9 protein-coding genes and 2 pseudogenes are annotated in these 20,912 nt (G+C 71.0%); all 11 read right to left on the bottom strand.

The window, feature by feature from the left end:
• Nucleotide 1: 1 nt before the first annotated feature.
• On the bottom strand, nt 2-1,039 hold the full coding sequence (locus tag CES90_RS48585) for a sugar kinase (RefSeq protein ID WP_208921783.1): 1,038 nt from the start codon (nt 1,037-1,039) through the stop codon (nt 2-4).
• Nucleotides 1,036-1,668: a bifunctional 4-hydroxy-2-oxoglutarate aldolase/2-dehydro-3-deoxy-phosphogluconate aldolase gene (locus CES90_RS48590; RefSeq protein ID WP_189786880.1), complete on the bottom strand. Its 633-nt coding sequence runs from the start codon at nt 1,666-1,668 to the stop codon at nt 1,036-1,038. Before CES90_RS48590 ends, CES90_RS48585 begins: the two co-directional genes overlap by 4 nt.
• Nucleotides 1,665-2,426: an SDR family oxidoreductase gene (locus CES90_RS48595; protein ID WP_189786881.1), complete on the bottom strand. Its 762-nt coding sequence runs from the start codon at nt 2,424-2,426 to the stop codon at nt 1,665-1,667. Before CES90_RS48595 ends, CES90_RS48590 begins: the two co-directional genes overlap by 4 nt.
• Nucleotides 2,423-3,466 (bottom strand): zinc-dependent alcohol dehydrogenase, encoded by a 1,044-nt coding sequence (locus CES90_RS48600; RefSeq protein ID WP_208921785.1) that lies wholly within the window; start codon nt 3,464-3,466, stop codon nt 2,423-2,425. Before CES90_RS48600 ends, CES90_RS48595 begins: the two co-directional genes overlap by 4 nt.
• A gap of 5 nt (nt 3,467-3,471) precedes the next feature.
• Nucleotides 3,472-4,302 (bottom strand): annotated as a pseudogene (locus tag CES90_RS48605) (beta-ketoacyl synthase N-terminal-like domain-containing protein); the annotation flags it as partial.
• A gap of 145 nt (nt 4,303-4,447) precedes the next feature.
• Nucleotides 4,448-6,718, bottom strand: coding sequence for an SDR family NAD(P)-dependent oxidoreductase (locus CES90_RS51115; RefSeq protein WP_232791408.1), 2,271 nt, complete (start codon nt 6,716-6,718; stop codon nt 4,448-4,450).
• Nucleotides 6,719-6,855: 137 nt separating this feature from the next.
• Nucleotides 6,856-12,792 (bottom strand): annotated as a pseudogene (locus tag CES90_RS48610) (type I polyketide synthase); the annotation flags it as partial.
• Between the two features lie 135 nt (nt 12,793-12,927).
• Nucleotides 12,928-13,407, bottom strand: a complete 480-nt coding sequence (locus tag CES90_RS48615; RefSeq protein ID WP_208921791.1) for an acyl carrier protein — start codon at nt 13,405-13,407, stop codon at nt 12,928-12,930.
• Nucleotides 13,408-13,543: 136 nt separating this feature from the next.
• Complete coding sequence (locus CES90_RS48620; RefSeq protein WP_189781032.1) at nt 13,544-14,830, bottom strand: tyrosine-type recombinase/integrase; 1,287 nt, start codon at nt 14,828-14,830, stop codon at nt 13,544-13,546.
• 82 nt (nt 14,831-14,912) lie between these two features.
• Nucleotides 14,913-15,140 (bottom strand): helix-turn-helix domain-containing protein, encoded by a 228-nt coding sequence (locus CES90_RS48625; RefSeq protein WP_189781031.1) that lies wholly within the window; start codon nt 15,138-15,140, stop codon nt 14,913-14,915.
• A gap of 300 nt (nt 15,141-15,440) precedes the next feature.
• Nucleotides 15,441-20,903, bottom strand: a complete 5,463-nt coding sequence (locus tag CES90_RS48630; RefSeq protein ID WP_208921793.1) for an SDR family NAD(P)-dependent oxidoreductase — start codon at nt 20,901-20,903, stop codon at nt 15,441-15,443.
• Nucleotides 20,904-20,912 lie beyond the last annotated feature (9 nt).

The following is a 20,912-nucleotide window of genomic DNA, read 5'->3' on the forward strand; positions in this document are numbered from 1 at the left end:
TTCAGCGTCTGACGTGGGCCGATCCGCCCGCGATGAGCGCCTCGACCTCGGCGAGCGTGGCCATGGAGACGTCTCCGGGCGTGGTCATGACGAGGGCGCCGTGGGCGGTGCCGTAGGCCAGGGCGCGCTCCAGGCCGGCGCCGTCGAGCAGTCCGTGGATCAGGCCGGCGGCGAAGGCGTCGCCGGAGCCGATGCGGTCCAGGACCTGCAGGCCGGGCATCCGTGGTCCGGTGAGGAAGCCGGTTTCGGCGGACCAGGCGGCCGAGGACCAGTCGTTGATCCCGGCCGAGGGGACCTCGCGCAGGGTCGTCGCCAGCACTTTCGTGTCGGGCAGGAGGACGGCGACGGAGGCGAGTGCGTCGGGCACCTCGTCGGCGCTGACCCGCACGTCGCCCGGGTACGTCCCGGCCAGACCCAGGGCGCCCACCACGACGTCGGCTTGCCGGGCAAGGCGCAGATCGGTCTCGCGGGCGCGGTCGGCGCCGCCACGGCCGGCCCACAGGCTGGGGCGGTAGTTGGGGTCGTAGGAGACGGTGACACCGTGGCGGCGGGCGGCGGCCATGGCCTCGTCCGCGACGTCGACGGTGGTGTCGGACAGGCCCGCGAAGATGCCGCCGGTGTGGAACCAGCGCACCCCGGCCGAGAACACGGTGTCCCAGTCGACGTCCCCTTTGCGCAGCTGGGAGACGGCGGTGTGCGCGCGGTCGCTGACGCCCAGCGCACCACGGACCCCGAAGCCGCGTTCGACGAAGTTGAGGCCGTTGCGGGTGGTGCGGCCGATGCCGTCGGCGGGCACCCAGCGGATCAGCGAGGTGTCGACGCCGCCCTGGAGGATCAGGTCCTCGACCAGCCGTCCCACCGCGTTGTCGGCGAGCGCGGTGACGACGGCTGTGCGCAGGCCGAAGCAGCGCCGCAGTCCCCGTACGACGTTGTACTCGCCGCCGCCCTCCCAGACCTGGAAGGACCGGGCGGTGCGGATGCGTCCCTCGCCCGGGTCGAAGCGCAGCATCACCTCGCCGAGGGCCACCACGTCGATCACGTCATGCTCCTCTCCACCGCCTGCGCGGTCAGCCGGCGGATCTCGCCGTAGTCGCCCCGGTCCAGGTGGTCGGGGGTGGCCATCCAGCTGCCGCCGACAGCGAGAACCGCCGGGTGGGCGAGGTAGGCGGCCAGGCGTGAGGCGTCGATACCGCCGGTCGGTACGAAGCGCGTCCGGGGGAAGGGTGCTGCGAGCGCTCGCAGCGTCTGAAGGCCGCCGAGCGGCTCGGCGGGGAAGAGCTTCACGGTGTCCAGGCCCGCCTTCAGGGCGCGCATCAGCTCGGTGGCGGTGGCGACGCCGGGCACCACGGGCACCCCCAGCTCCCGGCACTTCGCGACGACCTCCTCATCGAAGCCGGGCGAGACCACGAAGCGGGCCCCGGCCGCCACGGCCCGCTCCGCCTGCTGGGGCGTGAGGACCGTGCCGGCGCCGACGACCAGGCCACCGTGGGCGGCCATGGCCTTGACCACCAGCTCGGCGTCCGGTGTGCGGAAGGTGACCTCGGCGCACCGGGCACCGCCCGCCGCGAGCGCGTCGGCCAGCGGGCCGGCGGTCGCGACGGACGGCACGGTCAGTACCGGCAGCACGCGGGCGCCGGCCAGCACGCGGGGCAGGTCGGTGTCGGTCATCGGCCCAGCCATCCGCCGTCGACGGGCAGGACGACGCCGTGGACGTAGCGGGCCGCGTCCGAGGCGAGGAACACCGTGGCGCCCGCCAGGTCGTCGGCGTCGCCCCAGCGGCCGGCCGGGATACGGTCCAGGATCGCCTTGCTGCGCACCGGGTCGTCCCGCAGGGCCTGGGTGTTGTCGGTGGCGATGTAACCGGGCGCGAGGGCGTTGACGTTCACCCCCCGCGGCGCCCACTCGTTGGCCAGCGCCTTGGTCAGACCGGCGATGCCGTGCTTGGCGGCGGTGTAGCCGGGAACGGTGATACCGCCCTGGAAACTGAGCAGCGACGCCGTGAAGATGACCTTCCCCTGGCCGCGGGCCACCATCGACGCGCCCACCGCACGGGCCAGCGCGAACTGCGCACTGAGATTGACCTGAAGCACCAACTCCCAGTCATCATCGGCGTGTTCGGCGGCCGGGGCGCGGCGGATCGTGCCCGCGTTGTTGACCAGGATGTCCACCGGCCGCTCCCGCCCGGCCAGGTCCGCGCCCAGGGCCCGTACCGCGGCGGGGTCGGCGAAGTCGGTACGGATCGCCTCGAAGGCGCGGCCCGCGGCGACGACGTCCTTCTCCACCGCACTGCCCCTCTCCTCCAGCCAGGCGCTCACGCCGATGACGTCCGCGCCGGCCTCGGCGAGCGCGCGGGCCATGGCCCGTCCGATGCCACGCCGGGCCCCGGTGACGACCGCGAGCTTCCCGGTGAGGTCGAAGGGGGTCATACGGCGGCTCCCTGAGTGTCGTCGGTGCAGTCCACGAGGATCTTCATCACATCACCGCCGCCCTCCAGGGCCTCAAAAGCGGCCGGCGCCTGCGTGAGCGGCACGACCTTGCTGATCAGCCGCTCGGCCAGGATCGTGCCGTCCGCGACCAAGGCCACGGCGCGCTCGAAGTCGGACCGGTCGTACAACCGGGCACCGACGAGGGTGAGTTCGCGCCAGAAGAAACGGTGCAGGTTCACCTCACGGGGCCGGGGGTGGATGGCGACCAGACACAGCCGGCCGCGCACGCCCAGCACATCGACCGCCGTGTCCACACCACCCGCCGCGCCGGACACCTCGAAGGCGACGTCCGCCCCCGCGCCCCCGGTCCACTCCCCGACCAGCCCCGGTACGTCGGCCGCCATCGGGTCCCAGGCCGTCAGTCCCAGCTCCCCGGCGAGCAGCCGACGGTGGGCGCTCAGCTCCACCACCCGGACCTTCGCACCCGCAGCCCGCGCGACCAACGCGATCAGAATGCCGACCGGGCCGCCGCCGACCACAACCACCTTCTCGCCCTCGGCGACCTCGGCCCGGCCCACGTCGTGCACGGCGACCGCCGTCGGCTCGACGAGCGCGGCCCGGTCCAGGGACAGCGACTCGGGCAGCCGGATGAGCGTCGAGGCGGGCACGGTCCAGCGCTGCTGCATCGCGCCCGGGGAGTCGATCCCGATGAAGTCCAGCTGCTGGCAGATGTGCTGGTGGCCGGCTCGGCAGGCCGGGCAGGTGCCGTCCCAGCGCAGCGGCATCACGGTCACCGCGTCCCCGGCCTCCCAGCCCTCCACGCCAGGGCCGACCCGCACGACACGGCCGGACATCTCGTGCCCCAGGACAGCGGGCGTATGGACCCGGGCGTCCATGTCACCGTGGAAGATGTGCAGATCGGTGCCACAGATACCGACAAAGGCGGGAGCCAGCTCCACCTCACCCGGACCGGGCCGCGCACTGAGTACGGCAGCCGTGTCCAAGGTACGAGCGGCTGTGTAACGGACGGCGAGTGTCATCGTGTTAGCAGCACACCCACACCCTCGCCCCAGCCCGTACCGTCGGCGCCCGCCGCGAACGGCTTGCAGCGGCCGTCCGGCGCGAGCCCCCGCTGCCTGCTGAACTCCACGAAGTTGCGCGGGCCGGCCATGACGGTGGCGCCTGCGGCGAGCGCGAGACCGCACTCGTCCTGGCGCAGCGCCTGGACGGCGAGGTGCAGTGCTACCAGCGACGACGAGCACATCGTGTCGACGGTGACGGCGGGCCCCTCGAAGCCGAGCGTGTAGGCGATACGGCCGGACAGCACGGCACCGGAGCCGCCCGTCAGCATGTGGCCCTCGACGCGGTCCCGGGCGTGCGCGGCCGCGGCACCGTACCCCTGGTCGCTGCTGCCGACGAAGACGCCCGCCTTCTCACCCCGCAGCGTGTCGGGGTCGATACCGGCCCGCTCCAGCGCCTCCCACGACGTCTCCAGCAGCAGCCGCTGCTGTGGGTCCATCATCGTCGCCTCGCGCGGCGAGATACCGAAGAAGCCCGGGTCGAACTCGGCCGCGTCGTACAGGAACGAGCCGGAGCGGGTGTACGTGGTGCCCTGATGTTCGGGGTCGGGGTGGTACAGGCCCTCCAGGTCCCAGCCCCGGTCCGCGGGCAGCTCGGAGACGGTGTCGACGCCCGTCACGAGCAGTTCCCAGAAGTCCTCCGGGGTATGGGCGTTGCCCGGGAAGCGGCAGCTCATCGAGACGATGGCGATGGGCTCCTGCTGCCGGGCCTCGATGTCCTGGAGGCGTCGCCGGGTCTGCCGCAGGTCGGTCGTGACCCGCTTGAGGTAGTCGCGGAGCTTGTCCTCGTTAGCCATGAACGTCATCAGTCCCTAGAGCAGGCGGGGAAGTGGGGAGGTGAGGAAGTGGAAGGTGGGGATTCGGACGGGGAAGATCGGACGGGGAAGAGCGGTCTCAGCCGAAACTGAGCTCAGCCGAGACCGAGCTCAGCCGAGACCGAGCTCAGCCGAGACCGAGTTCCTTGTCGATCAGGTCGAACATCTCGTCGTCGGAAACGGCCTCCAGCAGTTCGCCGTCGGCCTCGCCGACGCCCGCCGACTGATCGGCCTGACCGTCGGTGAGCCGCCAGAGCAGCGCTTGCAGCCGATGGGCGATCCGGGTGCGGGAGACGTCGTCGGCCGGGTCGAGTACGGCGACCGCGGCCTCCAAGTCGTCCAGAGGCGCCAGGTCTTGACCGGTCGTCGGTTCCGTCTCCGGGGCGAGTCCGGACAGCAGCCGCTTGCCGAGGGCGGCGGGGGTCGGGTGGTCGAAGACCAGGGTGGCGGGCAGCCCGAGACCGGTGGCCTCCTTGAGGCGGTTGCGGAGCTCCACAGCGGTCAGCGAGTCGAAACCGAGGTCGCGGAAGGCGTGGTTCGGACCGATCGCGCCGGTGCCGTCATGACCGAGGACCGCCGCGACCTGCGTACGGACGAGCTGGAGCACCATCCGTTCCCGCTCGGCCCGGCCCACTCCGGCCAGCTGACGGGCGAACGGCCGCGACTCGCCGCCGGGCACGGCGTCGGCGTCGTGACCGGCCCCGTTCCCTTCGGTACCCGCGCGGGCCGCCCGGGCGGCGAGGAGCCGTACCTCCGGGATCTCGTCAAAGAGACGGCGGCGTCGGGTGGCCGTATAGGTCGCCGCGAACCGCTCCCAGATCACATCGGCGACGACGAGGAACGTCTCGTCGTACGCCAGGGCCTGTTGTACGGCGCCCACGGCCACCTCGGGGTCCATCGTCGGTACGCCGTAGCGCCGCAGCCGGTCGCCCTCGGCCTCGTGGACCATGCCGCCGCCCGCCCAGGCGCCCCACGCGATGGAGGTCGCCACCAGACCGCGGCCACGTCGCCGTTCGGCGAACGCGTCGAGGTAGGCGTTGGCGGCCGCGTAGCCGTAGTGACCGCCGTCGCCCCAGACGCCGGCGCCCGAGGAGAACAGGACGAACGCCTCCAGCGGACGGTCCGCGAGCAGCGCGTCGAGATGAACGGCACCCGCGATCTTCGCGCCCGCCACCTCCTCCAGGCCGACGAAGTCCGTGTCCTCGATCGGCGCGGTCGGCGGCTCGGCACCCGCCGCGTGCACCACGGCCCTGACCGGGGCGCCCTCCGGCACGTCGGCCAGCAGCTTCGCCAGCGCGTCCCGGTCGGTGATGTCACAGGCCGCGATGGTCACCTGCGCACCGAGCCCGGTCAGCTCGGCCTCCAACTCGTCCGCCCCGGGTGCGCCCCGGCCCCGCCGGCTCACCAGCAGCAGATGCTCGGCACCCGTCGCGGCCAGCCGCCGGGCGAGATGCGCGCCCAGGGCTCCGGTGCCGCCCGTGATGAGCGTCGTACCGGAGAAGCCGACCTCACGCCGCTCGCCGCCCGCCGCGCCCGCCGCGCCCGCCGCGCCTGCCGCGTCGAGCGGCTTGCGCACCATGCGGCGTACGTGAAGCCCGTCCGCGCGCACCGCGAACTGGTCCTCGTCCTCGTCGTCCGCCAGACCTGCGAACAGGCCGTCCCACGCCGACTCGGCGCCATGGGTGGAAGGCGCGGGGAGGTCGATCAGACCGCCCCACCGATCCGGGTGGTCGAGCGCGAAGACACGGCCGAGCCCCCAGACCGCCGCCTGCTCCGGAACGGGTCCGGCGTCGCCGGACCCGGGCACGACGACCGCGCCCTGGGTGACCGTCCACAGGGGTGCCTCCACCCCGGCGTCCGCCAGGGCCTGCATCAGCAGGACAGACGCCCTGACACCATCCGGCACGGTCGAGTCCTGCGGTCCATCGGCGTCGCGAGGGGCGGCCTCGGCGAGCGGCAGCAGGGACAGCACGCCACCGCTGAGCGGTTCCCCGGCCAGGGCCTCGCGGAGGCGACCCGCGAGAACGGCCCGGTCCTCCCGCGTCACATCGAAGTCGACGGTGACGACCCGCTCGACTCCCGCCCGACCGCGCAACCGCTCCACCAACTCACCGACCGTGCCCTCGGCCGCACGCTCACCACCGGGAACCACGACCAGCCACTGCGACGGCAACGGATTCGCCCCGGCCCTCGACGCGCCGGCCGGCTGCCAAGTCACCGTGTACCGCCAGGAGTCCAGCACCGAGCTCTCCCGCTTGCGTCGCCGCCACTCGGCCAGCACCGGCAGCACCGGCTCCACCGAGCCCAGCGTCTCCCGCCGCTCCGGCGCCAGGTCGAGCGTCTCGGCGAGCGCTTCGAGGTCTTCGCGTTCGACGGCTTCCCAGAACCGCGCGTCCACGTCATCGACCGAGGGGGTTCCGAACTCGGCGACGGGGGAGGGCGCGGGCAGGTCGAGCCAGTAGCGGCGGTGTTGGAAGGCGTAGGTGGGGAGGTCGACCGTCTGTGCTTGTTGTCCGTTGAGGACTGCGGTCCAGTTTCGGCCCAGCCCGTGCCGCCCGCGTCGGCCGAGAACGAGCGGCACCGGCCGTCCTCGGACAGACCGCGCTGCCGGGAGAACTCCACGAACGTGCTCGGCCCCGACATCACGGTGACCCCGCCGGCCAGCGCCAGCTCGCACTCGCCCCGGCGCAGCGCCCCCGCGGCCAGGTGCAGCGCCACCAGGGAGGACGAGCAGGCCGTGTCGACGGTGACCGCCGGCCCCTCCAGGCCGAAGGTGTAGGCGATGCGGCCGGAGACCACACTGGAGAGGTTGCCCGCGAGCAGGAAGCCCTCGAACTCCTCAGGGCTCTTGGGCAGACGTGAGGCGTAGTCGTCGTACATGGCACCGGTGAACACCCCGGTGCTGGTGCCCCGCAGCGTCGCCGGGTCGATACCCGCCCACTCGAAGGTCTCCCAGGCGGTCTCCAGCAGCAGCCGCTGCTGCGGATCGGTGGCGGTCGCCTCGCGCGGCGACATGCCGAAGAAGTCCGGGTCGAACTGGTCGGCGTCGTGCAGGAATCCGCCGTGCCGGGTGTAGGAGGTGCCGGGCTTCTCCGGATTTGGGTCGTAGAGGGACTCCAGGTCCCAGCCGCGGTTGTCCGGGAACTCGCTGATGGCGTCCACACCGTCGGCCACCAGCCGCCACAGGTCCTCGGGGGAGCGCACACCGCCCGGGAAGCGGCAGGCCATGCCGATGACGGCGATCGGTTCGTCAGCGTCGGAGGCCCGGCGCGGCTCGACGGGCGCGGTGGCCGGCTGCGCCTCGGCGATCTGCCGGTACAGGAACGCCGCCAGCGCCTCGGGCGAGGGATGGTCGAACACCGCGGTCGCGGCCAGCCGCAGACCCGTCGCCGCGTTGAGCCGGTTGCGCAGCTCCACCCCGGAGAGCGAGTCGAAGCCGATGTCCTTGAAGGCGCGTGTCGCGTCGACGCTGTCCGGGCTCGCATGGCCGAGCACACCGGCGACGACCGAGCGCACCAGCTCCAGGACAGCGCCCTGCCGCTCAGACTCGGGCAGGGCCGCGATCCGCTCCGCCCACGCCCCGCCCGCGGCGGGGGCATCGGCGGCGCGCGCGGTACGGCGTACGCTCACCAGCGAGCGGAGCACCGTGGGCGGAGCGGAGTCCGAGGCGCGCAACCGGGCCAGGTTCAGCGCGGCGGGGACCGCGAGCGCCGAGTCCTCCGCCAGTGCCCGGTCGAACAGCGCCAGTCCCGTGCCGGGGTCGAGCGGGGTGATGCCGGCGCGCGTCCACCGGGCGAGATCGGCGTCGCCGAGCCGCCCGCCCATGCCGTGCGTGCCGTCCCACAGGCCCCAGGCCAGGGACACGGCGGCCAGGCCGCGGGCCCGGCGGTGCGCGGCGAGCGCGTCCAAGTAGGTGTTGGCTGCGGCGTAGTTGGACTGCCCTGCCGTACCGGTGATCCCGGAGATGGAGGAGAACAGTACGAACGCCTCGAGGTCCATGTCCCGGGTCAGCTCGTGCAGATGCCAGGCCGCGTCCGCCTTCGGCCGCAGCACGGCGTCCAGTTGCCGGGCGGTGAGGGAGCCGATGGTGGCGTCGTCGAGGACACCCGCGGTGTGCACCACGGCGGTCAGCGGGTGATCCGGATCGACGCGTCCGAGCAACGCGGCCAACTCGTCGCGCTCGGCCACGTCGGCCGCGACGATGCTCACCCGGGTGCCGTGCCCCGCCAACTCCTCGGCGAGCTCGTCGGCCCCCGGTGCGTCGGGGCCGCGGCGGCTGGTGAGCAGCAGGTGCCGCACGCCTCGTTCGACGACCAGGTGGCGGGCGAACAGCGCGCCGAGTCCGCCGGTGCCCCCCGTGACGAGGACGGTGCCGTCGGGGGCGAAGGCGGGCATCTCCCGCCGTGCCCCGGCGTGAGCCCGGGCCAGCCGGGGCACGCGGAGCTCGCCGCCGCGCACGGCGATCTGCGGTTCACCGGTCGCGACGGCAGCCGCCAGACGTCCGTCGTCGCCGTCGAGGTCGACCAGCCCGACCCGGTCCGGATGCTCGGACTGGACGGACCGGACCAGACCCCACACCGGTGCCGCGTCCAGGCCCGTCACGTCGTCGTCGGGACCGGCGGCCACGGCACGCGTGGTGACGAACACCAGGCGCGCGCCGTCGAACCGCTCCTCGGCCAGCCATCGCTGCGTCAGCTCGAGCGCGCGCCGGACGGTGGCGCGGGCGGCCTCCGGAGAGTGCGGCTCCGGCCGGTCGAGCCGCACCAGCAGGATGTCGGCGTCGTACGCGTCGGGCAGTTCGGCGTCGAGGGGGTGCTCGGCGATGCGCGGCACGGGGCCGTCGACGGGCGTGACCGTCGGCCAGTCGACGTGGAACAGGGCGTCCACGTGCCGCCCGGCCGCCGGGGCGATCCGGTCCTTGGCGACGGGCCGCAGGGTCAGCGACTCGACGGTGGCGACGGGCGCGCCCGTGCCGTCGGCGAGCCGCAGCGCGACCGTGTCGGGGCCTGTCGTGGTGATGCGCACCCGCAGCACGGTCGCCCCGGTGGCGTGGAGGGTAACGCCGTGCCAGGCGAACGGCAGCCGGATCAGCTCGGGACGAGTGGGGTCGGCCGTCTCCAGGACGAGCGGATGCAGCACCGCGTCGAACAGGGCCGGATGGAGCCCGAAGCGCGAGGCGGCCTCGTGCTGGTCCGCGTCCAGCGCCACCTCGGCGTACGTGTGCCGGCCACCGCGCCAGACGGCACGCAGCCCCTGGAACACCGGGCCGTACTCATAACCGAGCTCGGCGAGCTGCCCGTATACGTCGTCCAGGGGTACGGCGGTCGCGTCCTCGGGCGGCCATGGCGCCGCCCCAGCGGCGGGTGCCGGGGCCGGGTCGGGGCTCAGCACGCCGGAGACGTGCCGCGTCCACGGCTGCACGGCGGCGTCCGCGGTGTCGGGCCGGGAGTGCACGGTAAACGCACGCAGCCCCGCGGCGTCCGGCGGTGCCACGGCGACCTGCACCCGCACCGTCTGCTGCTCGGACAGGGCCAGCGGCGCCTCCAGGGTCAGCTCCGCCACATGCCCCGCGCCTGCCTGGTCGCCCGCGGCCACGGCCATGTCGAGGAAGGCGGTCGCCGGAACCAGCACGATGCCGTTGATGCGGTGGTCGGCCAGCCAGGGCTGGCCGGCGAGCGACAGACGACTGGTCAGCACCAGCTCCTCGCGGTCCGCGAGGTCGACAGCGGTGGCGAGCAGCGGGTGGCCCCCCGGGGCGAGCCCGAGCCCCTGGGCGTCCGTGCGGGTTTGCGGGGCGAGCCAGTAGCGCTGGTGTTGGAAGGGGTAGGTGGGCAGGTCGGTGGTGGTGGTGGCGTTCGGGTAGAGGGATGCGGGGTCGTCCAGCACCACACCCCCGCCCGGAGTGTCGTCCAGCGTGTCCTGCAACCCCGGTACCAGCACCGGATGCGGACTCACCTCGACAAACGCCCGATGCCCCTCGGCCAGCAGACCACGCACCGCGTCCTCGAACCGCACCGTGGCCCGCAGATTCCGATACCAGTACCCGGCATCCATCTCGGACATGTCCAGCCGGTCGCCCGTCACCGTCGAATACAGCGGCACACTGCCGGGCTGCGGCCGGATCCCCTCCAGCTCGGCCACCAGCTCCGCCTCCAGCACCTCCACCTGCGCCGAATGCGACGCGTAGTCCACCGGAACCATCCGCGCCCGCACCCCGCCGGCTTCGAACTCCTCCCGCAGGGACTCCAGCGCCTCCGGGGGGCCTGCCACGACGGTCTGGGACGGGCCGTTGACCGCGGCGACCGACACCAGCGGCCACTCCGTCAGGCGCTCACGCACCCCGTCAGCCGACAGACGTACCGACAGCATGCCGCCACCACCGGAGAGACCGGTCAGCAGACGACTGCGCAACGCCACCACCCGCGCCCCGTCCTCCAACGACAGACCACCCGCCACCACCGCCGCCGCGATCTCCCCCTGGGAGTGGCCGACCACGGCATCCGGAACGACACCGTGCGCCCGCCACACCTCCGCAAGCGACACCATCACCGCCCACAACGCCGGCTGCACCACCTCAACCCGCTCAAGATCTCCACCCCGCAAAACCTCCAGCAGATCCCAGCCCGTCCAGCGTTCCAACGCCGCCGCACACTCATCCAGCCGCCGCGCGAACACCGGCGAGGACTCATACAGCTCCACACCCATCCCCAGCCACTGCGAACCCTGGCCCGGGAACACGAACACCGACCGCGACCCCACCGGCAACGCACAACCCCGCACCACACCCACCGCGGGCTCACCCGAAACCAGCGCACCCAGACCCGCCAGCAACTCACCACGCGACCGGCCCGTCACCACCGCCCGATGCTCGAACACCGAACGCCCCGCCACCAACGAATGCGCCACATCCACCAGCGCCAACCCCGCATCCGCCTCCACCCGCGCCCGCAAACGACGCGCCTGCTCCCCCACCACACCCTCGGACCTACCCGACACCACCCACGACACCGGACCCACAAACCCAGCCCCAGCAGGCTCGGGATCACCGGCCTGCCCGACGCCGGACTCAGGCACGGGCGCGAACTCGGGAGCCTGCTCAAGGATCACGTGCGCGTTCGTACCGCTGATCCCGAACGACGACACACCCGCCCGGCGCGGCCGGCCGGCCTCCGGCCACTCCCGCGCCTGGCTCAGCAACTCCACCCCGCCACTCGACCAGTCCACCTGATCCGTCGGCTCAGCGGCATGCAGAGTGGCGGGCAGCACGCCGTGGCGCATCGCCTCCACCATCTTGATCACACCAGCCACACCCGCGGCGGCCTGGGTGTGCCCGATGTTCGACTTCACGGAACCCAGCCACAACGGCCGGTCCGCGGGCCGCTCCTTGCCGTACGTCGCCAGCAACGCCTGCGCCTCGATCGGATCCCCGAGACGGGTACCCGTACCGTGTGCTTCCACGACGTCCACCTCGGCCGCAGAAACACCCGCGGCGGCCAGGGCCTGGCGGATCACGCGGCGCTGCGCCGGACCGTTCGGGGCAGTCAACTTACTGCTGGCCCCGTCCTGGTTGACCGCACTGCCCCGCACCACCGCCAGGACCTGGTGGCCTCGCTCCCGCGCCAGGGACAGCGGCTCCACCAGCAGTACGCCCACACCCTCGCCCCAGCCCGTACCGTCCGCGTCAACGGAGAATGCCTTGCAGCGGCCGTCCACCGCCAGCCCCCGCTGCCGCGAGAACTCGATGAAGACACCGGGGGTGGAGTTGATGGTGATGCCACCGACGAGCGCCTGGTGGCACTCCCCCGCCCGCAGTGCCTGTACGGCGAGGTGCAGGGCGACCAGGGAGGACGAGCACGCCGTGTCCACCGTCACCGCCGGCCCCTCCAGGCCCAGGGTGTAGGCCACCCGGCCGGAGGCCACGCTGGACACGTTGCCGTTTCCGACGTAGCCGGCAAGTTCCTCGGGGGCGTGCTGGAGATGGGCCAGGTAGTCGTTGTGCATGATCCCGGCGAAGACGCCGGTCTGGCTGCCGCGCAGCGAGACCGGGTCGATCCCGGCGCTCTCCAGCGCCTCCCAGCAGGCCTCCAGCAGCAGCCGCTGCTGCGGGCTCATGGCCAGTGCCTCACGCGGTGAGATACCGAAGAACGCCGCGTCGAACCCGGCCACATCCGTCAGGAATCCGCCGTACTGGCTGTAGCTCGTGCCGTTGTGCTCAGGGTCCGGGTCGTACACCGTCTCCAGGTCCCAGCCGCGATCGGCTGGAAACTCCGTGATGGCGTCCCCGCCCGAGGAGACCAGTTCCCACAACTGCGCCGGAGTGTCCACGCCCCCGGGCAGGTGGCATGCCATGCCGACGATGGCTATCGGCTCCCGCGACCGCTCTTCCATCTCACGCAGCTGTCGACGGGCCTGACGGGCATCAGTGACCGCACGCTTGAGGTATTCCCGCAGTTCGTCCGCAGTAGCCATGATCAAGATTCCTTGTCCGTTTGGGCATGCCCGAGAAGGTGAGATGGAGGGGAGAAGGAATGCGCGAGGGCAGAATTCAGAAATTGCCGGGCCCACTACGAAGGGGGCCGCACGGCAGACCGACGCGCATCGCCGAAACTATTTGTCGAAATGCTCATCAAGCATGGAGAAGAGTTCTTCATCCGTGGCGAATTCGATGTCCTCGTCCTCGCCTCCCTCGTCCGCCTTGCTGCGGACCAAAGTGACGAGACCATTCAGCCGACTCGCGACATCGGCGAAAAGCGAACTGTCGAGTGTGTCCGAGGAGAGTTGTTTCTCCAGTGCGTTGAGCATGGTGAGGACCGAGAGATCCCCCAGCGTTTCCACCTCACTGTCCTCGCCGTCCTCACCCAGGATCTCCTCGGCGATGTGCTGGGCAAGGGCGTTGGGGGTGGGGTAGTCGAAGACGAGGGTGGGCGGGAGACGGAGTCCGGTGACGGTGTTGAGCCGGTTGCGGAGGTCCACCGCCGCCAGCGAATCGAAGCCGTTGTCCAGGAACCCTCCGTCCAGGGGAACGGCGTCGGGGGTGGTGTGGCCCAGGACGGTCGCGGCGTTAGAGCGCACCAGTCCGGTCAGCACACTGCGTGCCTCGTTCTGTTGGAAAGCGTGTTGGGGGCAACCCCTCACGAGTTCGAATCTCGTATCCTCCGCCAGTGCCTCACCGGGCACGATGTCGAAGGGCCCCACCGCAAGGTGGGGCCCTTCGACGTTGTCCTCAGACCTCGTTGTCCTGGTTTTTGTCCACAGCGGGTGTTTCCGGGGGTCCCCAGATGGCTTCGGCGATCTTCTTGGCCACGTCCTTGAGCATGGCGTCCGGAACGTGGAGGTACCGGGCCCGCATGCTCGGGGAGGTACCCGGCTCCCATCCCATGATCTGATCGATGACGCGGGCCGGGACTCCGAGCAGCATGAGCACGGTGGCCGCGGTGTGCCGAGCATCGTGCAGCCGGGCCTTCCGGACCCCCGCGTCTTCCAGCAGGCGCTTCCAGTCGTGATAGTCCGTGTTCGGGCTCAAAGGGCCACCCAGCGGCTTGGTGAACACGTAGTCCGACTCGGTCCACAGGTCGCCGGCCGCCTTGCGCTCACGCTCCTGTGTCTCGGCGTGGGCACGGAGCATGGCGACCAGCGGGCCCGGCAGAGGCACGGCGCGGCGGCCCGCTCGGGACTTGGTGTTCTTGGTCTCGCGTCGCACCTGCACCTTGGCCGGGCAGTACCCCGCCTTCCGGCCGCACGGCGAGGCTTCCGGGCACCCGTGCTCGTACCGGGGGCGCAGACGGTTCCGGCGTAGCTTCAGGTACTCGTTGTCCAGGTCGACGTCAGACCAGCGCAGTCCGAGCGTTTCGCCCTGCCGCAGTCCGAGCGCCAGTGCCAGCATCCAACGGGCCGTGTTTCGGCGCTTGTTGGCTTCGAGTAGCAGGCACTGAACCTCCTCCACGGAGTAGGGCTCAACCTCTGATTCGTCCTCTTCCATCCGGGGTGGCTTGGCCAACGCGGCAGCGTTCTTGGCCGCATAGCCACGCCGTACCGCCTCCCCGAGGGCAGTACGGGCGGTGCGGTGAGCCTGGTGAGCCGTACCGGCCTTGCGCGCCCCGTTCGCCTGCATACGGCGGTACAGGCTTTCCAGGTGTTCGGGCTGCAAGCGGTCAAGGCGGTGCTTGCCGACACCGGGCACCAGGTGGACGCGAACGGCGACTTCATAGCCGTCGTACGTGTTCTCGCTGACGGTCGGTTTGGCGATGTTCTCAACCCAGTGCAACAGCCACTTCTCAACCGTCCATGGCTTGCCCGGCTGTTGCGCCGAACCGGCATCGCGCTGCTTCTCCAGCTTCTTGACCTCTTCCACCAAGTCATCGCGCGTCTTGCGCGTGATGTGTCGGCGGTAGGGGTCCCCGTTGTCCTTGTAGCCCATCGGAACGCGCGCGTGCCAACGGCCGTCCGCCCCGAAGTAGATGGCGGATTCACCGTTGGCGCGGCGGGTGCCCTTCTTCTTTTTCTCTGCCACAGGCAGGCTCCTGATTCTTGATGTCGGGATGGGCACCGGGGCGGCGGGTTGTCCTTGTCCGGGAGCCGCCGCCCCGGTGTCGTCAAGCGGCGCGTTGGGCGGTGCGGAGACGGGTCACGTAGGCGGCCGGCGCATCGGCAGGGACTCGTCGGAGACGGCCGACGGGTACGGACTCCAGCTCTCCGGAGCGGATGAGCCCGTAGCACGTGGTCCGGCCGATGCGGAGGCGGCGGGCGGCCTCTTCGACGGTGAGGAGAACCAACGTGGAGTCTTCGTCGGTGGGTGCCGGGGCTCCGTGGTCGTTCAACATTCGCTCCCTTGGTGGGCAAGGTTCACGGGGAGTGCCGCCACAGAAACCACGAAATACACAGAAACCTGGGATCGCGGCTCTGACCTGCGGCGATACTGCGCGGTGGCCGCTGCCACAGAAATCGCCGAAGGTCCCACAGAAATAAGGAGGCAGGCCCGACGCGGCCGGGTCGGGCCTATTTCTGTGGCTTCTCTGCGAGTTTCTGTGGCAGGGGCGCCGTGCACCCCTGACATGACTGTCTACGCAGGTCAGGGGCACACAGCGGGTACTTCTGTGATTCTGTGGTTTCTGTAGACGGGCTCAGGTGGTCGGGTCGGTCAGCCGGGGGTGTACCAGGTAGCGCGGCGAGGGCGGTCGGCCGCGTCCTCCGGTGCGGACGATGGGTTGTGCCCGCACGTAACCGTGGTCTTCCAGCAGAGTCAGCGTCGGGTCCAAGTCCGCAGCGGTGGGGAACTCCGAGCGGGAGAGCTTGACCATCAGGTCACGCTTACTGACCTCGGCCCACCGGTGGGTGCGCAGGGCTTCCAGGACGCTTTGAGCGCGCGCGGTGGTGTTGTCGGCTCCCATGACGTCGAACGCAGCGAGGGCGTGGGCGGTGTAGTACTCCCCCAGCTCGATGGCCGCGCTCATGGTGTCTTCGGTGACCGGGTGGGCGTAGCCGTTGCCGCCGTGTTCGGCGAGGTGGAGCAGCGCGGCCATGCGGGCGGTCGCTCCCGCGAGTTTTCCGGCCCAATTGGAGATGTGGCCCAGCGTGCCGCCGCGTGCCTTGAGCTGTGGTTCGATGCGCTTCTGGTAGGTGATCAGGGCCGCGTCGGCTTCTGGGGTGAGTTGGATGACGGCCGGGTCGGTCCACTCCGCCAGGGACAGGGTGAGGTCGATGACCCGGGCGGTGTAGGTGGCGGCCGTCTCCTCCGGGACCGGGTCGGTGATGATCTCGCGGTCGCCGACCGTGGACACCGGCAGGGAGTATAGGAAGCGGGCCAGTAGTCCGCGTCCCTCGAACCCCTTCACCTTGCCGATGTCCCGCAGCACGTCCGGCTGTACGGCGAGGCCGATGGTCAGGGCGGGGGCGTCAATGTACTCGCGGCGGGTCTGCCGGTTCACCCTCAGCCGATCCCCGGCATGCCCCTTCAGGAAGACTTCCATGTTGGGGGCCCCGGAGTAGCGTCCGGCGATGATGTCGAAGATGCCGCCCTCCGCGCTCATCACCGACAGTCGGCCGCCCTGTTCTGCCATGAGCGAGGTGACTGTCTCGGGTGTGGAGTCGTCCGCCAAGAGCACCGGTTCGGCGGGGACGGTGAGCGTGTCGGCCGTCTGCGCGAGACCCACGGCTGTGGCCACCATGTCGTCCCGCTTGTCGCCGTCGGCGGACGCGGCTTTGGCGGCGGCCTTGTCTGCCGCTTCCTTGGCCAGTCTCGCCGTCAGTTCCGCTTCGACGACGGCGTCGGGGGTGGTGTGGCCCAGGACGGTCGCGGCGTTAGAGCGCACCAGTCCGGTCAGCACACTGCGTGCCTCGTTCTGCCCAAGCCCCGCCAGCCGCTCCCGCAGACCACCACCGCCACCACCGGCGGCGATCGTCGCGGCCGCGGTGTCCGGCCCCCGCACCCCACGCCGCACCGAAGCCGGCACCAGCCCCTCCACCACCGGCGCCAGCTCACCCGCCACCGCCCGCGCACGCAACACCGCAGCATTCCACCGCGCCGCCACCAGCACCGCCCGCTCCCTGACGGACAACGCCGCATCGAACAACGCCAGACCCTCCACCGCACCAAGCGGCACCATCCCCGACCGCGCGATCCGCTGCCGGTCCCCCACCCCCAGACCCGCCGTCATCGCCGACAGCGACTCCTGCTCCCACAACCCCCACGCCAACGACAACCCCGGCAACCCCACCGACCGACGCCGCACCGCCACCGCATCCAGCACCGCATTCGCCGCCGCGTAATTCCCCTGCCCCGCAGAACCCACCACACCAGCCACCGACGAAAACATCACAAACGCAGACAACCCCATACCCGCAGTCAACTCATCCAACAACAAAGCCGACCGAGCCTTCGCCGCCAGAACCTCCTCCACCTGCCCCCGCGACAACGACGACACCACACCATCACGCAGCACACCCGCCGCATGCACCACACCCGACAAACGCCGCCCCGCCAGAAGACCCGTCACAGCCTCCCGATCCGACACATCACAACCCACCACCTCCACCACCGCACCCAACCCCTCCAACTCCCCCACCAACCCCACAGCCCCCGGAGCCCCCAACCCCCGACGACTCACCAACACCAAATCCCGCACCCCATGCACCACCACCAGATGCCGCGCCACCAAAGCACCCAACCCACCAGTCCCACCCGTCACCAACACCGGCCCCGAACCCCACACACCAGAAACAGAGACGGGCACAGAGTCGGAAACGGAGGCAGGCCCGGACCCGGGCACGGGCTCGGACACGGAGTCGGAGTCGGAGTCGGAGTCTGAGTCGGAGGCAGGCCCGGACCCGGGCACGGGCTCGGACACGGAGGCAGGTTCGGGTACCGCGACACGCACCAGCCGGGGAACCCTCAACCCGCCATCCCGCACCACGGCCTGGTCCTCACCCGACACCACCACACCCGGCAGCAGACCCCCCGCACCCACACCCCCATCAACATCCACCAGCGACAGACGCCCCGGATTCTCCAACTGCGCCGACCGCACCAGACCCCACAACGCAGCACCCCCCACATCCACCGACTCACCCACACCAGCAGCAACCGCACCCCGCGTCACCACCACCAGACGCGAACCCTCCCAACCCCCATCACCCAGCCACGCCCCCAACACCTCCACCAACGACCACACACCATCAACCAACCCCGAAGCCGAGCCCTCCTCCGAGCCCGAGCCCGCGGGGCAGCACAACACCACCGTCAGCCCAGCACCGTCCCCCGTACTTTCAGGCCCCGACACCGCCCCCCACCCAGGCACCGCATCCACCTCAACGCCAGCCGCCACCAACCCGGCCGCCACATCACGACTCACCGCGTCGTCACCCACCACAAGCCAGCGCCCCACCCCCGACACCGGCACCGGCGGCACCGCCAACGCCTCCCAGTCCACCCCGAACAGCGCCTCGTCCCGCACCACCGAACCAGCCCGGCCAACCTGCTCAGCACTCACCGCACGCAACGACAACCGCTCCACCGAAACCACCGGCACACCAGCACCATCAACCGCCCACAACGACACCCCCTCACCACCCGCAACCCCACCCAACCGCACCCTCAACACACCCGAACCCACACCCCGCACCACCACACCCGACCACGAGAACGGCAACAAACTCACACCAACCGGAACACCCCCCACACCACCCACACCCACCGCATGCAACGCCCCGTCCAGCAACGCCGGATGCACCCCAAAACCAGACCCAGACCCAGACCCAGACCCAGACCCAGACCCGTCCGCACCCAACTCGACCTCAGCAAAAACCTCCTCCCCCCGACGCCACACACCCCTCAACCCACGAAACGCCGGCCCATACGCCAAACCCACCTCAGCCACACCCTCGTAAAACCCCTCAACCCCCACAACCTCCGCACCCACCGGAGGCCACACCCCCACCAACTCACCAAACCCAGACCCAGACACCCCAGACCCAGACACCTCAGGCCCGAACACATCAGACCCGCCCGTCAGCACACCACTCACATGCCGCGTCCACACCTCCCCCTCCAACGCGTCCTCCCGCAACGAGAACACCCGCACATCCCACCGCTCACCACCAACACCAGCCGAGTCAGCAACATCGGCAGAATCGGCAGCCCTCTCCACAACGACCTGCACCCGAACGCCCCCACGCTCCGGCAACACCAACGGAACCTCGATCACCAGCTCCTCAACACGCCCACACCCCACCTGCTCCCCAGCCCGCACCACCAACTCCACAAACCCCGTGCCCGGAAACACCACAGCCCCATGCACCACGTGATCACCAAGCCACGGCTGCGCAGCAACCGAAAGCCGCCCCGACAGCAGAACCCGCCCGTCAACAGCCGACTCCACCACCGCGCCGAGCAACGGATGCCCGGCCTCACCCAGCCCGAAGTCAGCGGCAGCTCCCCTCACCCCTGTCACCGCAGCAGGCCAGAACCGCTCACGCTGGAAGGCGTAGGTGGGCAGGGGAACCTGGCGAGGCGATACGCCGGGCAGTGTCTTCGTCCAGTCCACTGGGGTTCCCTGGACGAACAGTTCGGCCAGCGCACGCAGCGCGGTCGTCGTCTGGTCCTGCTCCCGCCGCTGCAACGGCACCACGGAGACCAGCCAGGGCACCAACGACACCCCCACCACCGGCGCGGAACCCTCCGCGTCCCCGGCCCGGCGCTTCGGTACGTCCGTGGGCGCCTGCTCCAGGATCACGTGCGCATTCGTGCCGCTCACGCCGAACGCGGAGACGCCGGCGCGGCGGGGGCGGCCGGTCTCGGGCCATGGGCGGGGTTCGGTGAGGAGTTCCACCGCGCCCGCCTCCCAGCCGACCATGGGGGTCGGCTCGGACACATGCAGGGTCTTGGGCAACACCCCGTGGCGCATGGCCTGGATCATCTTGATGACGCCGCCGACGCCGGCCGCCGCGACGGTGTGCCCGATGTTCGACTTCAGGGAGCCGAGGTAGAGGGGGCGGTCGTCGGGGCGGTGCTGACCATACGTAGCGAGCAGGGCCTCGGCCTCGATCGGATCCCCCAGCCGCGTGCCGGTGCCGTGCGCCTCCACGGCGTCGACGTCGGCGGGAGCGAGGCCGGCGTCGGTGAGGGCCTGGCGGATGACGCGTTCCTGGGAGGGGCCGTTGGGGGCGGTCAGGCCGTTGGAGGCGCCGTCCTGGTTGACGGCCGAGCCGCGGACGACGGCCAGGACACGGTGGCCGTTGCGGATCGCGTCGGACAGCTTCTCCACCAGCAGCAGACCGACCCCCTCCGACCACGAGGTGCCGTCCGCATCGGCCGAGAAGGACTTGATGCGTCCGTCGGGCGCCAGACCGCTCTGCCGGGAGAAGTCGACGAACCCGCCGGGCGTGGCCGTCACGGTCGCGCCGCCGGCCAGCGCCAGGTCCGATTCACCCGAGCGCACGGACCGGACCGCCAGGTGCAGCGCCACCAGTGAGGACGAGCAGGCCGTGTCGACGGACACCGCCGGCCCCTCCAGGCCGAAGGTGTAGGCGATGCGGCCGGAGGCGACGCTGCTGAGCTTGCTGGTGAGCAGGTACCCCTCGAACTCCGAGGGGCCTTCGAGGCCCAGATAGCTCTGCTCGATGACACCCGCGAAGACCCCGGTCCGGCTCCCGCGCAGTGAGTCCGGGGCGATGCCCGCCTGTTCGAAGGTCTCCCAGGCGGTTTCCAGCAGCAGCCGCTGCTGCGGGTCCATGGCGAGCGCCTCGCGCGGCGAGATCCCGAAGAAGGCCGCGTCGAACAGCGCCGCGTCGTGCAGGAACCCGCCTTCGCGGGTGTACGACGTGCCCGGCCGGTCCGCGTCGGGGTGGTAGAGCCGCTCCAGGTCCCAGCCGCGGTCGGTGGGGAAGCCCGAGATGGCGTCGGTGCCGTCAGCCACCAGCCGCCACAGCTCGTCCGGTGAGGACACCTCACCGGGGAAGCGGCAGGCCATGCCGACGATCGCCACCGGCTCGGACTCGGCCGCCTCCAGCTCGGCGACACGGCGGTTCGCCTTCTGCAGGTCGACGGTGACCCGCTTGAGGTACTCGACCAGTTTCTCTTCGTTGGACATCGCGTTCTT

Origin of the sequence: Streptomyces capitiformicae, from assembly GCF_002214185.1 — a bacterium.
Lineage (GTDB): Bacteria > Actinomycetota > Actinomycetes > Streptomycetales > Streptomycetaceae > Streptomyces > Streptomyces capitiformicae.